At 59.2% G+C, this 17,149-nt stretch carries 23 protein-coding genes, 2 tRNA genes and 1 riboswitch; of the genes, 3 read left to right on the top strand and 22 right to left on the bottom strand.

Translation table 11 applies throughout. The features are described from left to right. Window positions 1-7 precede the first annotated feature (7 nt). Entirely contained in the window at window positions 8-559 is a 552-nt protein-coding gene (gene pgsA, locus BG841_RS13930) for a CDP-diacylglycerol--glycerol-3-phosphate 3-phosphatidyltransferase (protein WP_070058197.1), read from the top strand. Here the strand turns inward: pgsA and BG841_RS13935 are convergent. Genes BG841_RS13935 through thiB form a run of 7 tightly spaced genes read right to left on the bottom strand, consistent with a single transcriptional unit; the run spans window position 550 to window position 7,460 of the window. Beyond that, entirely contained in the window at window positions 550-1,197 is a 648-nt protein-coding gene (locus BG841_RS13935) for an ABC-type transport auxiliary lipoprotein family protein (RefSeq protein WP_070058198.1), read from the bottom strand. The two genes, pgsA and BG841_RS13935, sit on opposite strands and share 10 nt — an antisense overlap. After that, on the bottom strand, window positions 1,194-2,132 hold the full coding sequence (locus tag BG841_RS13940; RefSeq protein ID WP_070058199.1) for an MlaD family protein: 939 nt from the start codon (window positions 2,130-2,132) through the stop codon (window positions 1,194-1,196). The genes BG841_RS13935 and BG841_RS13940 overlap by 4 nt, the downstream gene beginning before the upstream one ends. Further along, complete coding sequence (locus tag BG841_RS13945) at window positions 2,132-2,944, bottom strand: ABC transporter ATP-binding protein (RefSeq protein WP_070058849.1); 813 nt, start codon at window positions 2,942-2,944, stop codon at window positions 2,132-2,134. The genes BG841_RS13940 and BG841_RS13945 overlap by 1 nt, the downstream gene beginning before the upstream one ends. 2 nt (window positions 2,945-2,946) lie before the next feature. After that, window positions 2,947-4,101, bottom strand: coding sequence for an ABC transporter permease (locus BG841_RS13950; RefSeq protein ID WP_083260268.1), 1,155 nt, complete (start codon window positions 4,099-4,101; stop codon window positions 2,947-2,949). A gap of 56 nt (window positions 4,102-4,157) precedes the next feature. After that, entirely contained in the window at window positions 4,158-4,772 is a 615-nt protein-coding gene (locus BG841_RS13955) for an ATP-binding cassette domain-containing protein (RefSeq protein ID WP_070058200.1), read from the bottom strand. Beyond that, on the bottom strand, window positions 4,765-6,471 hold the full coding sequence (gene thiP, locus BG841_RS13960; protein WP_228141667.1) for a thiamine/thiamine pyrophosphate ABC transporter permease: 1,707 nt from the start codon (window positions 6,469-6,471) through the stop codon (window positions 4,765-4,767). Before thiP ends, BG841_RS13955 begins: the two co-directional genes overlap by 8 nt. After that, on the bottom strand, window positions 6,447-7,460 hold the full coding sequence (thiB, locus tag BG841_RS13965) for a thiamine ABC transporter substrate binding subunit (protein ID WP_070058202.1): 1,014 nt from the start codon (window positions 7,458-7,460) through the stop codon (window positions 6,447-6,449). The genes thiP and thiB overlap by 25 nt, the downstream gene beginning before the upstream one ends. Window positions 7,461-7,522: 62 nt before the next feature. After that, window positions 7,523-7,615: riboswitch (TPP riboswitch) on the bottom strand. Window positions 7,616-7,773: 158 nt separating this feature from the next. Here thiB and BG841_RS13970 point away from each other — a divergent pair. Both BG841_RS13970 and BG841_RS13975 read left to right on the top strand, forming a co-directional pair. Next, window positions 7,774-7,849: transfer RNA gene (locus BG841_RS13970), tRNA-Gly, on the top strand. A 117-nt stretch (window positions 7,850-7,966) separates the two neighbouring features. Beyond that, window positions 7,967-8,040: transfer RNA gene (locus tag BG841_RS13975), tRNA-Cys, on the top strand. Window positions 8,041-8,173: 133 nt separating this feature from the next. On the opposite strand, the gene BG841_RS13980 is transcribed toward BG841_RS13975, so the two are convergent. From BG841_RS13980 to BG841_RS14050, 15 genes are all read right to left on the bottom strand, one after another. After that, window positions 8,174-8,767 (bottom strand): antA/AntB antirepressor family protein, encoded by a 594-nt coding sequence (locus BG841_RS13980; RefSeq protein ID WP_070058203.1) that lies wholly within the window; start codon window positions 8,765-8,767, stop codon window positions 8,174-8,176. A 119-nt stretch (window positions 8,768-8,886) separates the two neighbouring features. Further along, entirely contained in the window at window positions 8,887-10,131 is a 1,245-nt protein-coding gene (locus BG841_RS13985) for a hypothetical protein (RefSeq protein WP_228141668.1), read from the bottom strand. A gap of 1 nt (window position 10,132) precedes the next feature. After that, window positions 10,133-10,372, bottom strand: a complete 240-nt coding sequence (locus tag BG841_RS13990; RefSeq protein WP_070058204.1) for a hypothetical protein — start codon at window positions 10,370-10,372, stop codon at window positions 10,133-10,135. Continuing rightward, window positions 10,369-10,659 carry a hypothetical protein gene (locus tag BG841_RS13995; RefSeq protein ID WP_070058205.1) on the bottom strand — a complete coding sequence of 97 codons (291 nt, stop codon included), beginning with the start codon at window positions 10,657-10,659 and terminating at the stop codon, window positions 10,369-10,371. The genes BG841_RS13990 and BG841_RS13995 overlap by 4 nt, the downstream gene beginning before the upstream one ends. Next, window positions 10,646-11,110 (bottom strand): hypothetical protein, encoded by a 465-nt coding sequence (locus BG841_RS14000; RefSeq protein ID WP_070058206.1) that lies wholly within the window; start codon window positions 11,108-11,110, stop codon window positions 10,646-10,648. The genes BG841_RS13995 and BG841_RS14000 overlap by 14 nt, the downstream gene beginning before the upstream one ends. Then, the gene (locus BG841_RS14005) at window positions 11,100-11,525 is read right to left on the bottom strand and encodes a hypothetical protein (RefSeq protein WP_070058207.1); all 426 of its coding nucleotides are present in this window, start codon (window positions 11,523-11,525) and stop codon (window positions 11,100-11,102) included. Before BG841_RS14005 ends, BG841_RS14000 begins: the two co-directional genes overlap by 11 nt. Beyond that, the gene (locus tag BG841_RS14010) at window positions 11,522-12,127 is read right to left on the bottom strand and encodes a hypothetical protein (protein WP_070058208.1); all 606 of its coding nucleotides are present in this window, start codon (window positions 12,125-12,127) and stop codon (window positions 11,522-11,524) included. Before BG841_RS14010 ends, BG841_RS14005 begins: the two co-directional genes overlap by 4 nt. Next, entirely contained in the window at window positions 12,120-12,344 is a 225-nt protein-coding gene (locus BG841_RS14015; protein WP_070058209.1) for a hypothetical protein, read from the bottom strand. Before BG841_RS14015 ends, BG841_RS14010 begins: the two co-directional genes overlap by 8 nt. Continuing rightward, entirely contained in the window at window positions 12,341-12,820 is a 480-nt protein-coding gene (locus tag BG841_RS14020; protein WP_070058210.1) for a hypothetical protein, read from the bottom strand. The genes BG841_RS14015 and BG841_RS14020 overlap by 4 nt, the downstream gene beginning before the upstream one ends. A gap of 10 nt (window positions 12,821-12,830) precedes the next feature. Then, window positions 12,831-13,055: a TraR/DksA C4-type zinc finger protein gene (locus tag BG841_RS17745; protein WP_070058211.1), complete on the bottom strand. Its 225-nt coding sequence runs from the start codon at window positions 13,053-13,055 to the stop codon at window positions 12,831-12,833. Continuing rightward, window positions 13,048-13,275: a hypothetical protein gene (locus tag BG841_RS14030; RefSeq protein WP_070058212.1), complete on the bottom strand. Its 228-nt coding sequence runs from the start codon at window positions 13,273-13,275 to the stop codon at window positions 13,048-13,050. Before BG841_RS14030 ends, BG841_RS17745 begins: the two co-directional genes overlap by 8 nt. Window positions 13,276-13,292: 17 nt before the next feature. Then, complete coding sequence (locus BG841_RS14035) at window positions 13,293-16,001, bottom strand: toprim domain-containing protein (protein WP_070058213.1); 2,709 nt, start codon at window positions 15,999-16,001, stop codon at window positions 13,293-13,295. Between the two features lie 12 nt (window positions 16,002-16,013). Continuing rightward, entirely contained in the window at window positions 16,014-16,352 is a 339-nt protein-coding gene (locus BG841_RS14040) for a hypothetical protein (RefSeq protein ID WP_070058214.1), read from the bottom strand. Beyond that, window positions 16,349-16,906, bottom strand: a complete 558-nt coding sequence (locus tag BG841_RS14045; RefSeq protein WP_083260269.1) for an ogr/Delta-like zinc finger family protein — start codon at window positions 16,904-16,906, stop codon at window positions 16,349-16,351. The genes BG841_RS14040 and BG841_RS14045 overlap by 4 nt, the downstream gene beginning before the upstream one ends. 9 nt (window positions 16,907-16,915) lie before the next feature. Then, the gene (locus BG841_RS14050; RefSeq protein WP_070058216.1) at window positions 16,916-17,110 is read right to left on the bottom strand and encodes a hypothetical protein; all 195 of its coding nucleotides are present in this window, start codon (window positions 17,108-17,110) and stop codon (window positions 16,916-16,918) included. Window positions 17,111-17,149 lie beyond the last annotated feature (39 nt).

The following is a 17,149-nucleotide window of genomic DNA, read 5'->3' on the forward strand; positions in this document are numbered from 1 at the left end:
CACGAGCATGAACATACCCAATATTTTGACCCTGTCCCGAATCGTCATGATTCCGGTGTTCGTGGGTATTTATTACTTGCCGGTGGAGTGGCGCTACCTGGTCAGTGCGGCGATCTTTACCCTCGCCGCGGTGACCGACTGGTTGGACGGTTACCTGGCCCGCAAGCTTGACCAGAGCACGCCCTTTGGTGCCTTCCTCGACCCGGTAGCGGACAAACTCATGGTGGCGGTGGCGCTGACCGTGCTGGTTGAAGAGTACGGTAGCGTGGCCCTCACGCTGCCGGCAGTGGTCATCATCGGTCGGGAAATTGTCATCTCGGCGTTGCGCGAATGGATGGCGGAAATGGGCAGCCGTGCCAGTGTGGCGGTGTCCTACATAGGCAAAATAAAAACCACCGCCCAGATGGTGGCGATCATCACCTTGTTGGCCTTTCCTCCGGGCCTGCTGTGGTCCACCGCCGGTTTGGTGCTGCTCTATATCGCCGCCGGTCTGACCTTGTGGTCCATGATGTTGTATCTCAAGGCGGCCTGGCCCGATCTGTTCCCTGATCAGGGTTGATGCGGGCACGCCTGCAGCCAGTCACGGAGTTCCAGAGCCAGAGCCTGGCCCGCTGCCGCCAGTGCCAGTACGGCCGCCTCTACAGCAGTATCCTCCGGGCGGATGGGCTCCGTGGCCCGGAAACTTCGCGCGCAGAGGGTCGCGCGTGAGCGATTGTCGAGCAATTGTGCGTGCAGTTCAATCACCGCGTCGTATTGCCGGGTGGTATCGGGTGCGGTTAACCCGGGACGTTCGGTATGAAACGCGGACAACTCGGTGATCAGCGAGTGCTGCGCGGTGGCCGGGTTGGTATCGGAGATCACGCCGTGATAACTGCCGCTGCTGCGTAGCACCCCCGCCAGCAGGTCACGCATGATCACCGGAATGTTGTCGCGCCAGCGCACCCCGCCGTAGATCCGGAACTCCCAGGGTTGCGGTTTGGCGAGTATTCCCGTGCCGTTAAACGGTTCTGACGCGTGTGGCGTGTCTACCCGCAGTGTGACAGGCATGGCCGGCGCGGCACCGTCGGTCTGGCGGGGTAGCTCGGGAACCGGAAAGTCCATGACCCGGGGCGGGTCGGGGCGGGGCAGCACCGTGCAGCCCGGCAGCGACATGAGCCCTGCAATGACCGCTGCGGTCACGCTGATGCTTGGTTTCATGGCGCCAGCTCCTTGATATCGTTTCTGCCCCAGATGGTGCCCGCGGGGTCGTCTTCCAGCCGCCGCGCAAACCGATTGAAGCTGCGCAGGGTGTGGCGCAATTCCCGCATGGCCGGTGCCAGCTCGCCCATGCCTTGCAAACCATCATTTAGCGCCCCCTGATTGGCGGCCGTCAGGCTGTCAAGGCGCTGGCTGACCCGATTGATGCTGGCCAAAGCCTGTTGCAATGAGTCCAGGGCCTCACGCCCCTGATTCACCAGCAGTTGATCCGCACTGACGGTGAGTCTGGACACCTGAGCCGCCGCCTCGCTGGCCTGGGTGGCAGTCTCCTCCAGGCGCGCCAACAAGCTTCCTATCTGTTCCTGGCTGCCCAGCAAGAGTTCGCTGACCGTGCGGGTGTTTTGCAGGATGGCGGTGAGGTGCTCGGCGTTTTGCTCCGATAGCAGGTGGCCGGCACTGGCCAGCAAGGCATCAGCCTTATTGAGCAAGGCCTCACCCTTGTTCGCCAGACTGTCGAACAAGGAACGGGTGGCCGGAATCACCGGTGGATCGTCCCGCTTGCCCTCCAGGATTGGGCTGTCCGGTGTGCCACCGCTGAACTGAATGCTGCTGCTGCCGGTTATATTTGTGAGAACCAGGCCGGCCTGGGTGTTCTGTCGGATGGGGATGTTGTCGTCAATGCGCACCAGCACGTGGACCTGGTTGGGATCATTCGGCGCCAGGCGCAGTTCCACGACGTTGCCAATCTCAACCCCGGTATAAAGCACCGGGCTGCCCTTGGACAGGCCGCTCACCGCCCAATCGAAGGCGATGTCGTAATAGGCCCACTCCCGGCCGGCCGATGCTTTAGCTAACCAGAGTGCGAACCCCAGCACGGCTAACATCGCCCCGACGGTAAACACGCCGATCAACAGATGATGCGCTTTCGGCTCCATTAGCTGGGCTCCTTAACGGGGTGAACAATGGGGTAGGTGGCGTAACTGGCGGCCCGGCCACGGGGGCCATGAAAATAGTCCTGGATCCACGGGTCATCGGTGTCGGCCACAACCGCCAGCGTGTCGGCAATTAATACTTTTTTCTGTGACAGCACGGCAACGCGGTCGCAGGTGGTGTAGAGGGTGTCGAGGTCGTGGGTGACCAAAAAAACCGTCAGGCCCAGGGATTGGCTCAGGGTCACAATCAGGCGATCAAACGCGGCGGCGCCAATCGGATCCAGGCCGGCGGTGGGTTCGTCCAGAAACAACACTTCCGGTTCCAGCGCCAAGGCCCGTGCAAGGGCCGCCCGTTTGATCATGCCACCGGACAGTTCCGCCGGGTATTGCAGCGCCGCACTGGCCGGCAGTCCGGTCAGCGCCAGCTTCATGCGCGCCAGTTTTTCGGCCGAGGGTCGCGTCAGACCCCGATGTTCAATCAGCCCGATGGCGACATTTTCCTGAAGGTTCAGGGAAGAAAACAGGGCGCCGCGCTGAAACAGCACCCCAAAGCGCTGTTCCACGTGAGAGCGCTCAGCTTTGGCCAGCGCCAGCAGGTCCTGGCCGAAGACCCGGATTTCGCCGTGAGAGGGACGGTGCAAACCAACAATGCTGCGCAGCAACACCGATTTTCCCGCCCCGGAGCCCCCGACCACGCCGAGAATTTCACCCCGGTACAGATCCAGATTCAGGTGCTCATGAACGATGTGGCTGCCAAAGCGGTTGTGCAAATCCCGCACCTCGATCACCGTTTCCCTGACTTGCGAAGCTGTCATGATCACCACCCCATTTCCATAAAAAACAGCGCGCCCAGAGCATCCAGAAGAATGACCGTAAAGATGGACTGCACCACGCTGGAGGTTGTATGGGTGCCCACCGACTGTGCGCTGCCGCTGACCTTGAAGCCTTCCAGGCAGCCGATCGCGGCAATCAGGAATGCAAAAACCGGCGCTTTCGACATGCCCACATAAAAGTGGCGCACGGTAATGTCCTGTTCGACTATGGCCAAAAACTGAGCAAGAGAAATGTCCAGAGCCAGCGCACACACCAGGGCTCCCCCCGCCATGCCGGCAATCATCCCCACAAAGCTGAGAATGGGCAGACTGACCATCATCGCCAGTACCCGGGGCACCACCAGCAAATCAATGGGGTCGAGCCCCAGAGTGCGCAGGGCGTCCAGCTCCTCATTCACTTTCATGGAGCCGATCTGCGCGGTGAATGCGCTGGCGGTGCGACCTGCCAGCAAAATCGCCGCCAGTAGCACGCCGAATTCCCGCAGAAAGGAGAAGGCCACCAGATCGACGGTATAGATAGTGACGCCAAAGTCCTGCAACACGGTGGCGCCGAGAAACGCCACCACGGCACCGACCAGAAAGGTCAGCAGTGCCACAATGGGCAAGGCATTGAGGCCAGTCTCTTGCAGGGCGGCGACGAACGGGGTGAAACGCCAGCGAAGGGGGCGCAGGGTGATCCAGACTAATGCGGCGAGGATCTGGCCGATAAACCCGAGCAGCAACCACAGCAGCCGGGCAAGCGCTTCCACCTGACGGCCGGTGTCCGTCAGAAAGCGCCGAATGGAAGAAAGGGTCTCGGGTTCAGGGGGGTGCCGATCGGCCATGGCCTCGATCACCGCCTGGATCAAGGCGGATTTTTCTGCCGACAAACCGGGGGAGTGCTCGGCAATCCGGGCCAGTGTAGCCGGTCCCAGATAGTCCAGCAGCAGGGACGCCCCCGCCGTGTCCAACTCGCCCAAAGCATCGACATTGACTTGTTCCGCCGAGTAGATGGCGCTGGTGCCCTGGTTCAGTTTTAACTGAATCTGCTGTTCAAGTTGCGGGTAATGGTCCAGCAGCCAGTCTCCGCTAATGCTGAGCTGGCTCGCGTGTTCATCTAGGTGTCCGGCCGTGCGGCCGGATACTGGTGAGCCGATCACGTGCTTGAATACCCTGCGGCGGTCTATTCTTCAAGCTTAACAAACAAATCACAAACTTAAAGATTCCAGTTTCTGTCGGCCAGGACTTGTCGGTCTTCTTCGTGGTGGCTGGCGAGGATCAGGGTCACACCGGCGGCCTTTTGCTCCAGTAACAGGGTGCGCATGACGGCCTGAGCCTGATCATCCAGACCGGTTAACGGCTCATCGAGCAACAGCAGCGGCTGTTTGCGGAGCGTCGAGCGCAGCAGCGCTACGCGCTGGCGCTGCCCGCCGGACAACTCCCCGGGCATGCGCTTGCCGAACCCCGGCAAACCCACGCGCGCGAGCCCAGCGTCGATTTCGCGGTGTTGCCCGGCGGACAGTTTTTTGCCCGGATGCAGGCCCAGGGCAATGTTGGTGTGCACGTCGAGATGTTCAAACAGATTGTGTTCCTGAAACACGCTGGTCACCGGTCGCTCGGCGGGAGGCAGGGATTCAAGCGCCTCTCCGCGCCAGCGGATGCTGCCCGAGGCGGGCCGCAGAAAACCGGCCAGCAGACTGAGCAGGGTGGACTTGCCCGCACCGCTGGCGCCGGTGATCGCCAGGCATTGCCCCGGTGGAACCTGAAAGTCAAAGCACCAGGGCTCGCTTTGTTCGGGGTAGGCGAAGGTCAGCTGACGGACTTCAAGCATGACGGGGCTCCGGGATGGGGGTCAGAGGGAACAGTCGCGGGCGCTGCGACCCTGACCACCCCAGAAGGTTGAACACGGCAAAGACCGTCAGCAACAGCAGCACCAGCCAGAGTCCGGTGGCCGCTGCCGCATGTATCTGGTAACTGCCCAGTTGTTGGTAGAGCAGCATCGGCAGGGTGGGTTTTCCGGGGGTGCCGAACAGGGCGATCACGCCAAAATCCCCCAGTGACAACCCGATCCCATAGGCCATGCCGAGCGCCAACGGTCGTCGCATGCGGGGCCAGTGCAGCCACCGCCAGCGGTACCAGCCCAGTATGCCCAGTTGATCCGCCAGATTACGGCTGGGGGTGTCAAGGCTGTGCAAGGGACCGCGCAGCACCTGCATCACAAACGGCAGGGCCATCATTCCATTGATCACCGTAACCAGCAACAGACCTTCGTTGCTTGCGCCCAGCTGGGGGCGCAACAATAGAAACAGACCCGTGCCCAGAACCAGTGGCGGCACCATCAACGGCAGATAACCGGCCGCTTCGGACGTTCGGGTGAACCATCGATGCGAGCGGTGGCCGGCTGCGAGCAGCAACAATGCGACCAGCACGGCAACGCCCCCGGCGGGCAAGGCAATCGCGAGGCTGCGCAGGGTGGCGTCCAGCAAGGCGGAACCGGGCGCGAACACCTCTGTCGACCACAGGCCCGGCAGTCCCCGGGTCACCACGGCCAGCAAGGGCAGCAGCATAAACACCACAAACCCGGCCAGCAGCAGGCCGTAGAGGAGCCGGCTGGTGCGGGACGCGGTAACAAACAGCTGGTGTTGGGCAAACGTGCGTTGAGGGGCCAGATCGGTGTTCAGTCCCTTGCGCAACACGCCCCACCACAATGACCCGCAAATGAGCAGCTGCACCATGGCGAGCAAGGCGGCCCGGCCAAAATCAAATTCGAAGCGCAGCGCCTGGTAAATGGCCACCTCCAGGGTGGTCGCCGAGGGCCCGCCGCCCAGGGTCATCACAATGGCGAAGCTGGTGAAACAGAGGGTGAATATCAACGCTCCCAGTCCGGGCAGTACGGCGCGGATGGCCGGCCATTCCAGGGCCCGCCACCGCCACCAGCTGCTGAGCCCCAACTGGCTGGCAAGGCGCTGCTGGGGTTGGGGCACCGCCTCCAGGGCCTGCAGCAGGATACGTGCGGCCAGTGGCCCGTTGAAAAACACGTGGGCGAGGACAATGCCGTTGATGCCATAAAGGTTCCAGCCAAGGGCCGGCAGCCAGTCCTGCACCCATACCGTCAGCCAGCCCTGGCGACCATAGACACTGATCAGGCCGGACACCGCCACAATGGTGGGCATCACCAGGCTCAATTCCATCAGCCGCAGCAGCAGAGAACGGCCGGGAAATACCCGCAATTGGGCCAGCGCCCGGGCCACCGGCAAGGCCACCAGCAGACTGAGGATTACCGACAACAACGCCTGCCAGATGGAGAAATGCACCACGCCCCGCAGATACCGGCTTTGCCACAGTTCAGCGACCTCCAGCACGGGGGCTTGCCAGAGCAGGGCGCTTAGCCCGCTCAGGGTCAGCAGGATGATGGCGGCGGCCATAAAAGTCCCGGGCCACAACCGCCAGCCGGGCTTGCTGAACGGTATTCTTTGCAGGTGGTGTGTCATGGCAGCCGCCGGACTCAGCGCGTCATCGCGTCGAGCCACTCATCCACCCAGTCTTTACGGTGTTGGGCCACCGTTTGCGGCTGGAAATAGCGGGTTGATTCCGGCTCGATCAGGCGGGCAAACACCTCGGGCAGCTCGTCGCCCAGATCGATGGCCGGGTGCATGACGTTCTTGAGCGGAATTTCCCGCTGAAAGTCGGCGGTCAACATGAAATCGAGAAACGTCCGCGCCAGTGCCTGATTGTCGGACGGGGCCACCACCGCAGCCACTTCCACCTGCAAGTAATGGCCCTCGTCAAACCTGGCCGCCTGGTAGCGATCAGTTTTGTCGATCGCCATGTGGTAAGCCGGCGACGTGCTGTAGGACAGGATCATCGGCGCTTCACCGTTCATGAACAGGGAGAAGTAACCGTCGCTCCAGCTTTTGGTGGTGGTAACGATGCGCTTTTGCAATTGCGCCCACTTGGCGGGTGCCTGCTCACCGTACACATGGCGCATCCACAACAGCAGACCCAGCCCGGGTGTACTGGTGCGCGGGTCCTGAATGATGATTTTGACGTCTTCCGGGGCGTTCAGCAGCGCCTCCAGGCTGTGGGGCGGTTCGGGCAACTGCTCGGTGTCGTACACGAAGGCGAAGTGGCCCCAGTCATAAGGAACAAACACCGGGTCATGCCATTCGATCGGCAGGGCCAGCGGGGCAAGATCGGTGTGATGAGGGGCCAGCAGGCCGGTCGCGCGGGCGGCTTCCATGGTGCCGGTGTCCAGGCCGAGCACCAGGTCGGCGGGTGTCCGGTCGCCTTCAAGGCGTAACCGTTGCAGAATGTCGCCACCACTGCCCAGCACCACGTACTCCAACCGGCACTCGCACCGGGCTTCGAACGCCGTCTTGACCGCAGGGCCCGGGCCCCATTCCGCCGCAAAAGAAGGATGGGTGTAGACCGTCAGTGTTTGGGACGGTTCGGCACTGGTCGCCAGCGGCAACAAAATCGTGGCAATGAGCCCGCACAGGGCAGAGAAGCGAGTAAACATGGTGGCACAACCTCAGCAGCCAATAATTATGGAGAGGTGCCGTGTTGCGGTGAGCTCACCAATAAGGGTGTGCACTCAATTCCTTCGCCAGCATGATCAGGATCAGGTTCCGCGGGTATGGTCTCAGCCCCTGAAGGACACCCCGTTGAGTCCCGGCCATTATATCACAGCGAAGCGCGTAACAAATCGCGGCGTTGGATAAAAAATGACCGTAAATGAGTGATAAAACAAATACTTGAAAAAAGTTGTTGACCTTCACGAAGGAATCCGTAGAATACGCATCCGTTGACGAGGCAATGTCTCGAAACAGATTGCGGGAATAGCTCAGTTGGTAGAGCACAACCTTGCCAAGGTTGGGGTCGCGAGTTCGAATCTCGTTTCCCGCTCCAATTTCTCACCCTTTAACAGGGCGAAATTGCAGAGATCAAACAATCCTCGGAATACGATAATTATCATCCGATTTCCAAGGACGTAAAAGTCTATTACTCCCTCAGGCTTTTATACCCGGCGCGGTGGTAGAGTGGTTATGCAGCGGACTGCAACTCCGTGTACGCCGGTTCGATTCCGGCCCGCGCCTCCAATTTTTCCTTTTAAATCCAATACCTTACAGCGCTACTCTGCGGCCGGTGTATCGATGCCGACATCATGCCGACATCATGCCGACATCATGCCGACATCGATTAGCCAAAAAGGCGCTTAAACTCCGGTTGTTCTTATTCCGTTAAAGCTTTTCGGCCGCCGTAGCGCTCAAGCGGCAGTGTTGGTATGCCCAGGGCTTCATTAACTTGGCGCAACTGGCAGTGCAGGTAGTAGATTTCCAGCGGGTCGCTCTCTTGTGTTAGCATTTTGGCGATCTTCTGCCCTTGTTCTTGCAGTATAATCAAGTACTTAAACTTGCCGTTGTCCTTTATGCGCTTCTTTACTTGCTCGATAGGCTGCACCTGATTGGCCTGCTCGATGAGCAGTTTTCGGGCGTGCTGCTCGACCTTGATGAAATACTGGCGCACCTGGCGGCCAACCTCTGTTTTTTCTACCATGGCGAGCTCCTTGGCCATATCGATCGTTAGCTGGTACTCCACGGGAGACCTTCCAGAAATACTTTTACTCAAAATTGAGTAAAAGTCTGTCCCTTCAACGAATCCGTATTCTTTTATCCTTCTGGCAATCCAGTCATTGAAACGAGACTCCACCTTCAGGGCTTCATGCAGGTCTCTTGCGTTGCAATAACTTTCAGCTTCGCCGCTGCGGTCTCCGGGGATTATGGAGATTGCATTGTTAAACAGATTGCTAGGGCATTGACTGCTCATTTCAGTTCCTTCCTGTATTAACGCTAGGGCCCCTGTTCAGTTTTGAACAAGAACCAGGTTGCTGATCTTCAGGAATATTCCCCAAATCGGGGGGATATTATTTTCCCGTCTTTTTTCTATTACGCGCTGCTATCTTTGCGCAGTGATTTCAATGTGGATTTGCTGCGCTCTGGGGGCCGGATCAGGCGGTAGTGCTTGCGCATGGCTTCGGTTTCGTGGCCGCCTTTGTTGTTCTCGCCTTGGGAGACGAATTCGTCTGTTAATCCTTTCTTGCGCAAGTCTCTCAGCTGATACTGCCCCTTGTAGCCGGCATCTGTGCACGCCTGGGCCCATGACAGCTGCATAAACCGGTGTTTTACCGGCTTGGTGCGGCTGCGCTTGTCGAAATACTGGGGGTAAACCATCAGATACGGGGAAATAATGCCCTGTTTGCGCTTCCATTCGCGGAACCAGTCGACCAGCTGCCGCAGTTCTTTGTTCATTTCGATGATGATGGGCACGCCGGTTTTGTGCCTGGCGAAGTGGATCTCGCCAAACGGGCCCTGGTCATCGTGAATCTGGTCTTCTTTCAGGCCAAAAACATCGATGGGTTGCTGGCTCATCATGTAGATCAGGTCGCAAATCTTTGCCCGCCAGGTGCCGTCGTGGGCTTGTTTGTTGAGTTTGTGAACGCATAGGAGGGCGGTAATTTCTGCAAATACATGGTCTGGCACCAGCACTTCGCGCTTGGGCTCGTTAACCTTCTTTATGTCGGCCATGGGGTTTCTGTCGATTAGCCCGCTATCCACGGCATGGCTAAACACTCTCGAAAGAGTGTTGCGCAAGCCGTTGTAATGGGTGGGCTTTGTGATCCACGGTGATAGCAGGGTGCGGACCTTGCGCAGCAAGTGCGGGTCAGAAAGGGTGAAGCTGGAATCGTCGCTGGCTTCCAGTTGCTGGGCGTCGTTGGCGTAGTCGATGCGGGTTGCCAGAGCGATTGGGCGACCACTGTTGCGGCCGCGCTGGCTGAGGATGTGGCATTCGCCCCAGATGACCTGGCCGTCGATGACGCTGTGCCCCAGGGTCTGAGTGCGCCACTTCTGCAGGTAGCTTTTCAGGGTGGTGCGACTGGCCGGATCGGCGGGCTTGGCTACCGAGATATTCCCGGACAGCAGTTCAGCGTCAAAATCTGTGGTGGATTGCTCCCACATTTGCTGAAGAATCGCCCAACGGCGCACGGCCGTCTGGCGATCCTTGGTTTGTAAGCTTCCTTGTTTGCGGGTGACCGGATGGCGTACGTAAAAAATGCCATCGCGGGCCTGAATGTAAAGGCCAGGGTAGCGGTCAAGCCACTCCTGGCCAGGCTTTCGGCGTGGTGGGGCCATGTTATGTCAGTTGCTCGGCGAGGTTTTGAAGAAAGCCAAGCTCCTGCCGACACTCCGGCAGGCCCCTGACCCGTCGATTCATTGTCTCGTAATACACGTCCAGGTCAATTCGCCAGCGCCGGCCATCCTTGAATGCCCCGGGTATTTCAGGGCAGCGCCGGCGAATCGTTGCCAGTGACGGCGGTTCTTTATCATCAACATAGACGATGTCGATAAAGGTTTGCAGGGACACCGGTCTCACTGAGTGGGCGCCCCTCGCCGGGCTTGCCGGCCTTGCCACCGCTGGAAGTGGTTCTTTATTTGCCGGAACCGGGTTGCCGCGCCTACGTTGTGATCCAGCTCTGCACGGCTGTTGATGCCGCAGGCGTCCAAGATCAGATCACGAGCATCGTCAACCGTGTGGGTGCCATCGGGAATATCAATCCCGCTTTTGTGTGCCTGGGCCCTGTCCAGGTAAAGCCGGAAGGCTTCATCCTGGCAAAGCATGGCAGCGGATCGGGCGAGGTGACCGCCTTTAACTTCCGCCATCAAGCGCTCCCTTATTATCAGGCTCGTTAAAGTCGCATTCAGGGCAGCTCCATGTATCGCACTCAGGGTCTCCCTGGTCAGAGACGGCCATATCAGCACAGCATTCTGGGCAAGAAAAGGTAGGCCCTGGCTCGGGATTCTCGAAACCAAACGAATACCTGCAGACGCCCTTTTCAAACGCTTCAGCCATAGCCTCTCGATTAGGGAACTCCAGAAGAAGCCCGTACTTGACGACCTCCTTGTTTCCAGGCTCATCCTCGTCAAATAGATCGATCATGCCCGCGCACTTCAGTCTGGTTTCGGGTATGCCGGCATCCTTCTCGGCGCGCAGAAGGCGGTTGGCATCCTGTAGCATGGCCCTGATGTAGCCGCGACTGTAGTTGTCAGTGGCATTTAGTTTCAGATTCTCTAAGCCGACAATCAGGCACTCCACGATCCTTTTATTGTCCATTGCGCGACTCCTTGATTGCCATCTTCCGTTTCTTGTCGACAAACTCCTGACGCCAGTCCAGCGCCTTCTCGCATGCCTGCTCATAGGTCTCGGCGTAGATCCACTTCATGCTGTAGTAGCCCCACGACAGGCGGTGAGAGTCAGTTTTAATATCCTGCGGTACCGGAGTTGCGAACTTAACCAGGTAGCCGAATTTCCGGTTGTCGGTTAGGTGCTCGAATGTCAGCCCTTCGTCGTCGAGGTCGTATGGCTGCTCGATGCCGATTTCCTCCCAAAGCGGGTCCGGGTCGTCCTCCATGAAGGCTTCCCGGGCAACATCCGGCCAGGCGTCTTGAGCCAGCATGGTAGGAATGTGAATGATGACTTCAGCCCGCAGGTTGTTTTCAAACATCATTTCGATCATTGCTTCTTTCACGCCGCCTTCTCCTTCTCCAATTCCCGTTTCCGCTCTTCCAGGTATTCCACGTTAACCTGTTGCCAGCGGTCGTACCGCTCCTGGCTGTAGCCGGGGCCGGCCATGCGGGCTATTAGTTTTTCGTCGTTGGTTACTTGCCGGATCGCTTCTGCCGGGGCGTATTGGTAGTGCCACAGCTCCAGCGGGTCGTCTGGCTTTTTGCCGTGCCAGGTCTGGCAGATCCAGCCCATGTCGTACACTTGCGCGGTGCGCTGTGCCTTGAGGGCATCGGCGCGCAGCTCGTGGTACAGCTCGGCCACCTGCTGAATGCTGTAGCTGGGCAGGTCAAAATAACGGCTTTCCATCCAGCTGACACCGTCCGGCGCACGGCATAAAGCGCGCACCGCGACCAGCCAGTTTCGGGGGCGCTTGACCAGGTGTTGCGCAAGGTCGTCGCCCATATCGACCCAGCCAAACGGCAGTAAGCGCTCTGCCGTGGTGTATTTTTGGCCGTTATCGGGGCTGACCAGGCCCTCCCAGGTCCACACCCGGGAGTTCGCGAACAGCCGCTGATCGCGCGCGGCGGCGCTGTGATTCTTGCGGCGCTTCGGTTTTCTAGCCATTGAGGGCCTCCAGGTTCTTCAGTGCCCGGCGGGCGTGCCTGGCTGCGAGGCTGCGCAGGGTTTTGTGCTCCTCACGGTTGGCCCCAGAGAGGGCCCACCAGCCAAATATGGCGGCTACCTTTTCAAGGCACTGGATCGGCCGTTTGTCGGCCATGTTGCGCAACTTAATATCGGCGTCCGCCACGGACTGGTTAAACTCACTGGGACGCTGATTCATGATGAAGTCCCCGCGGTTGCTGTTTTCTCTGGCTGTTTCAGCCCGCGTAAACACTGGTTATCAGCCCCCATGTCAAACGGGCAGCTGCACTCGGGGTACTGGCAGAAAATAGCCATTGATGGGGGCCCGGAAATCATCGGCTTGCCCATGGCGATCAGGTGGTCCAGGTAGCGTATATAAGCCTCCGATTCGCTCATGCCTTTCTCGTGAATCCTCGCCTGGAGCTCAGGCGAATCGCGCTCGTCAATGCCCATGTCTAAGTTGAGTTCGGCCAGAACGTGTGGTTTGTGGCCCTCTCCATAAGACTGATCTACAGGGTGCAGGCGCGCGTACAGTCTCTGCACGTGACCGGACAGCTCTACAAATCCATTGGAAATGCCACGGCGAACAATGATGGCGGTGAGCAGAAAGATTTCTTCTGCGCGAATGTACAGGTCTTCCTGCATCTGGTTTTTTGATAGCGTCAGCGTTTTCATAATGTGTCCCTTATATTCCGCGGGTTCTTTTTTGGTGTTCAATCATTTGCTGGCAGTCCACGCAATTTGCGCAGCCGGGTAGGGCGGCGCGTCTTGCTGCGGGAATTTCGTTGTCGCACTCTTCGCAGTAGGGGTCGCTGCTCGCTGGTGCGAGTTGTCGGTTGCGGTGATTCGCCAGTACCATTTCGAGCTCTTTCTCGATATGGTCGCCGGCGGTGTCAGCGATGTCAGCCACGGTTCAGGTACTCCGTCGCTTCGGGGCTCAGATCGTGCGACGGGATCAGTCGCACCAGGCCGGCTTCCATGCACGCCGCCGCTTCTTCGTTGCTGTTAAACACCAGCACCATGGCCACTTTGTGGTGGCAACGGCCGTTGTCGTCGTTGATCACAGTCAATTCGCCAATGTCGTGCAGCAGGGCTGCGGGGGCGGTACTGGTCAGTGCTTGTGCTTCCATGATTCCCTCCTTAGGGGTCATTTTTCTTTTTCAAAAATCCAGCAACGAACGGTGTCGGAGCCGGTGTGGTTGAGTTCGCGGCGAATGGCGCTGCGTACGGTGCGGCTCGAATCAATAAACTTTCGGGCCCGGGACGTTTTCAGATAGCGCTTGAGCTCGGACATGCGTGGAATTGACAGCTTGTTTTCCGCACACACCTGCTCGAAGTGCTTGAGATTGATGGCGATCATGCGGTCGTCGCCGTAATGGTTCAGGGTTGGCGATACGCTCTGGCCTTCGATGTAGTCGTAGGCTTCCCAGAACTCCTGCACCAGGGGGTGATCGGAGTTCACCGAGCCCTGACGCTCCAGCGCCATGGCCTGAACCATCTGCCGGGCTGGCTCCAGATAGGATTCCGGCAGAAGCTTCAGGCCCTTTTCGCCCAGGCAATCCACCAGGGCCATCAGCTGGCCGTGGTTTTTGGCGATGCGCAGAATGCGGATCTCCGGAATCTCTGACAGCGCCTGCTCGTAGGCCGGGGCCGCTTCAAAGAACATCTCCATCAACTTGGCTTCGGACGTTGTCGCCTGCAGCACAAACCCACTGACGTTTTCCATGGGCGTGCTTTCCAGCTTTATTGCCAGGGCCTTGGTGGCCGGGGTGTGTCCCTCGCGGGTAAATTTGAGGTGAACAATGCGCTGCAAAATGGCGTCACTGGCCTCAACCTGGGCGTTCTGCGAGATAATCACAGAGCCACGGAAAGGCGGCTCGTAGGTTTCGTTGCCGCTGGTCTTCAGGCCGCGTGCCCTGAGTGACCGGCCGTTGTACAGGGTTTTCAGTTCGTCCCAGTCAAACTGCTTTTGCTTGTTGCCGCCTTCCTGGTCGCGGTCTGACTCGATGAGCGACACCGGCAGGTTAGACACCTGGGCAAAGTTGCGGGAGCGCCCCGCCGCGGTGGATTTGTTGGGGTCAAAGCCTTCGTAATCGGTGCGGCCCACCAGTTTCCACAGGAATTCAATCAGGGTGGATTTACCGGACCCCGCCTCACCGACTATCTCGATGAACGGGTAAGACTTGTGCTCAGCGCGGATCTGCTCGGCAAACAACGAGCCCAACCAGAACGCCAGCGCCACCACGCCCTTTGGCCCGAAGCAGTTGGCCAGATCCAGCGCCCAGTCGCGTCTGTACTCGGAACGGGAACTGTTGATGCTCAGCGACACCGACGCCGACAGCGTCTTCAGGCTCATGCGGCCGATGTCGTAGTAGTCCTCTTCGTTGAGGTCGTAAATGTTGCCGGCATTGACGGCCAGCTCAGGAAATACCCAGGTCTCGTGCTCCTTGCTGTAGCCGATAAAATCAATGGTCTCGACGGTTTTGATGCCGCCGATCTGCTGCTTCAGTAGCCTGTCAAGCTGCTGGCTGGTGCCGGTCCAGACTGCACCGGGGGCAATGCCCAGCAGGCGCTTTTTGAACTCACTGGCACTGGCCAGCTGGCCACCGTTAAAAGTGTTCTTGACGGACCGACCGTCGTGGGGGAAATCGACCCGGGTGTAATACCAGCTCTCGTCGGTGATCGGGTTCGCCAGGTAATAGAGAAATGTGGGGTAGCAGTTGGCGATCTCCACCACCGCATTGCACTGCTGCAATGCTTTATCGCGGATCTCCTGGTCGGTCAGCGCTTCGCTGGAGTCTTCCAGTTCATTAATCGCTTTCTGGTATTCCTCCATGTTCAGCTTGAACCAGAACAGGCGGTTGCCGTAGCCGAACGGAAACTCGCGCTGGCCGGTGTGGTTGAACATGCGCGCCGCCTTCTCTCCGGCACTGCGGGCAATGACCAGATCGCCCTGGTACAGAAACTCTTTGGTGAGCTGTTCGCCGTCTTCGCTCAGCAGCTCGCCGCGCTGCCAGGCGTCGTTCCAGTCGTTCTTTGACTTGCCCACTTGCGGAATGATGGCCGCGCCGACCTTCCAGCCCGCTGACCGCGCCGCCCTGGCAAACCGGCGGATGTAGCGCATGCCGGCGTCGTCGCCGTCCAGCGCCCATATAATTTTGGGCAGCATCGCGCCCGCTTCGCTGCGCAGCTTTTTTAACGATGCCAGCAGTTTTGTTGGGTAGTTGTTGCAGCTGAACGCCGCCACGGCCGGTATGCCGGCGTGGTACAGGGCGATGGCGTCGAAGATGCCCTCTACAATCCACAGCTCTGAGACTTGAGAAAGGTCCAGCCCGGGCGGTACCCACGCATCGCCCTTGAACTGCGCGCCCCGGTTGAAGTGGGCCTTCATCTTGCCGAACCGTTCCGGCTTATCGATCAGGCGCTCCCAGTAGTCGCGCTCGTTGATCTGGAAGCGAACGGTGGTGCTGCTGATGTTGCGCTGGTAATCCCAGTAGGTTTCCTGGCTGTACCAACCGGCCACCTTGCCCAGATCAAAGCCCCGGCCGTGGCTCATGTAGGCGTCGGCCACTTCGGTGCCGGACGGCTTTTGCCCGGGCTTCAGGTCGCGGGGGGCGTAGCGGTCGGTCCAGTTGTCGAACAGGTCCGGGAACAGCGTCTTCACGTGGTGCTGGTCGCCGCATTTGGATTCCCGCCCGCATTTCAGCATCCAGGGGGCGTCCATCGAGGTGAACGCCTCCTTTTTGCCGCAGCTGGGGCACTGAATCCGGCGGACGAACTTGGCGTCGGTGGATTCCCGGCCGCCAAAGTCGTTTTTGATGCGGAACAGAATGTCCGACCGTATTGAATCTTGCATTAGGCGCTCCGGTCAGACGGTGATGCGGGTAGCGTCAGCGGTGTCGCGCAGTTGCAACAGCTCATGAATCGAGAAAACAGAGGTACGACCGGTGGTGTCGTGAATGACCACGGTGTTGCCTGTAGTCAGGCTGACATCCACGTAAGCGGAACGCTGGCCAACAGCCTCAAGGTCAGCCCACGCACGGGTAACGATCAGCGCGGCACGGCGACGGCTGCAGTGAAACTCTTCCATAATGCTGTCAATGGTCATGCTGATGGCGGATTTGCGCCCAAAGTCGCGTTTGCGAAGAGCGATCAGCTGGCCGTATGCGGCGTTGAATGCTTTGTTGTCGGATGCGTTAGCGTTCATTTTGTAATTCCTTTTTTTGGTTGGTATTTCTCGTAAGCCAGGTCAATTTCGAGCTGGCACTGCTCCCGCACATCGGGCGAAAGCGGTATCTCTCGCAGATTGCCTTCCAGGTCGAGCGAGAGGCGGTCGGTGTGGGTGATGAACACCACCCCCCGGTACCCGCAGTAATCGCCGCTCTGGCAGAACACGTACAGCTGGCGCTGCGCCGGGATCATCTGCACGCTGGTGCGCACCCGGCACACGCCGGTGCAGTGAGGGCACAGGATGCGCAGAAAGCTGTTGCGCACGCCGGGCTGCAGCTTTGCCTGGCCGTCGACCTGGGCCCGGGGGATCTTGGCCCGGTGCACGGGCCCGTAAGAGACCTGCACGCCGCCCCGGTAGCCGCACTCCAGGTTGCGGCACTGCACCAGGCCGTCCCATCCGCGCTCCTGTATTGAGCGGCTGGACTGAATGGAGCAAGCCTCCCCGCACGCCGGGCAGTTCAGATGCAGGAAGTTGCGCGTGATCCGGCTCATGGGCACCTTGCTACTTGCTTTCTCGCTTTTGTTTGACATCAGTCGCCCCTAGTGCCGCTGCTTACTGCCTGGATGAACCAGGTGAATGCGTTTGCCGGACTCCGAAACCCGCTTCAGTTGCTGCAGAATTTCCCGTATAGGTCGTCCGGAAGTGACTACGAAGGCGCTGATGCGCCACTTGGTGTCCGTTGTTTGCTTGTCGTACCAATCCATCAGCTCTCGCTCGGTGTTGCCCTGGTGCATGAACCCCTCGTTTCTGTTCCGGGAATCTCTGGGGATTCC

The sequence above is a fragment of the Marinobacter sp. X15-166B genome, assembly GCF_001752365.1.
GTDB lineage: Bacteria > Pseudomonadota > Gammaproteobacteria > Pseudomonadales > Oleiphilaceae > Marinobacter.

Excerpts from the sequence above, each read along its gene's own strand:
- pgsA (WP_070058197.1), top strand. The coding sequence starts at position 8 with ATGAACATACCCAATATTTTGACCCTGTCCCGAATCGTCATGATTCCG.
- BG841_RS13935 (WP_070058198.1), bottom strand. The coding sequence starts at position 1,197 with ATGAAACCAAGCATCAGCGTGACCGCAGCGGTCATTGCAGGGCTCATG.
- BG841_RS13940 (WP_070058199.1), bottom strand. The coding sequence starts at position 2,132 with ATGGAGCCGAAAGCGCATCATCTGTTGATCGGCGTGTTTACCGTCGGG.
- BG841_RS13945 (WP_070058849.1), bottom strand. The coding sequence starts at position 2,944 with ATGACAGCTTCGCAAGTCAGGGAAACGGTGATCGAGGTGCGGGATTTG.
- BG841_RS13955 (WP_070058200.1), bottom strand. The coding sequence starts at position 4,772 with ATGCTTGAAGTCCGTCAGCTGACCTTCGCCTACCCCGAACAAAGCGAG.
- thiB (WP_070058202.1), bottom strand. The coding sequence starts at position 7,460 with ATGTTTACTCGCTTCTCTGCCCTGTGCGGGCTCATTGCCACGATTTTG.
- BG841_RS13980 (WP_070058203.1), bottom strand. The coding sequence starts at position 8,767 with ATGAGCAGTCAATGCCCTAGCAATCTGTTTAACAATGCAATCTCCATA.
- BG841_RS13985 (WP_228141668.1), bottom strand. The coding sequence starts at position 10,131 with ATGGCCCCACCACGCCGAAAGCCTGGCCAGGAGTGGCTTGACCGCTAC.
- BG841_RS13995 (WP_070058205.1), bottom strand. The coding sequence starts at position 10,659 with ATGGCGGAAGTTAAAGGCGGTCACCTCGCCCGATCCGCTGCCATGCTT.
- BG841_RS14000 (WP_070058206.1), bottom strand. The coding sequence starts at position 11,110 with ATGGACAATAAAAGGATCGTGGAGTGCCTGATTGTCGGCTTAGAGAAT.
- BG841_RS14010 (WP_070058208.1), bottom strand. The coding sequence starts at position 12,127 with ATGGCTAGAAAACCGAAGCGCCGCAAGAATCACAGCGCCGCCGCGCGC.
- BG841_RS14015 (WP_070058209.1), bottom strand. The coding sequence starts at position 12,344 with ATGAATCAGCGTCCCAGTGAGTTTAACCAGTCCGTGGCGGACGCCGAT.
- BG841_RS14020 (WP_070058210.1), bottom strand. The coding sequence starts at position 12,820 with ATGAAAACGCTGACGCTATCAAAAAACCAGATGCAGGAAGACCTGTAC.
- BG841_RS14030 (WP_070058212.1), bottom strand. The coding sequence starts at position 13,275 with ATGGAAGCACAAGCACTGACCAGTACCGCCCCCGCAGCCCTGCTGCAC.
- BG841_RS14035 (WP_070058213.1), bottom strand. The coding sequence starts at position 16,001 with ATGCAAGATTCAATACGGTCGGACATTCTGTTCCGCATCAAAAACGAC.
- BG841_RS14040 (WP_070058214.1), bottom strand. The coding sequence starts at position 16,352 with ATGAACGCTAACGCATCCGACAACAAAGCATTCAACGCCGCATACGGC.
- BG841_RS14045 (WP_083260269.1), bottom strand. The coding sequence starts at position 16,906 with ATGTCAAACAAAAGCGAGAAAGCAAGTAGCAAGGTGCCCATGAGCCGG.
- BG841_RS14050 (WP_070058216.1), bottom strand. The coding sequence starts at position 17,110 with ATGCACCAGGGCAACACCGAGCGAGAGCTGATGGATTGGTACGACAAG.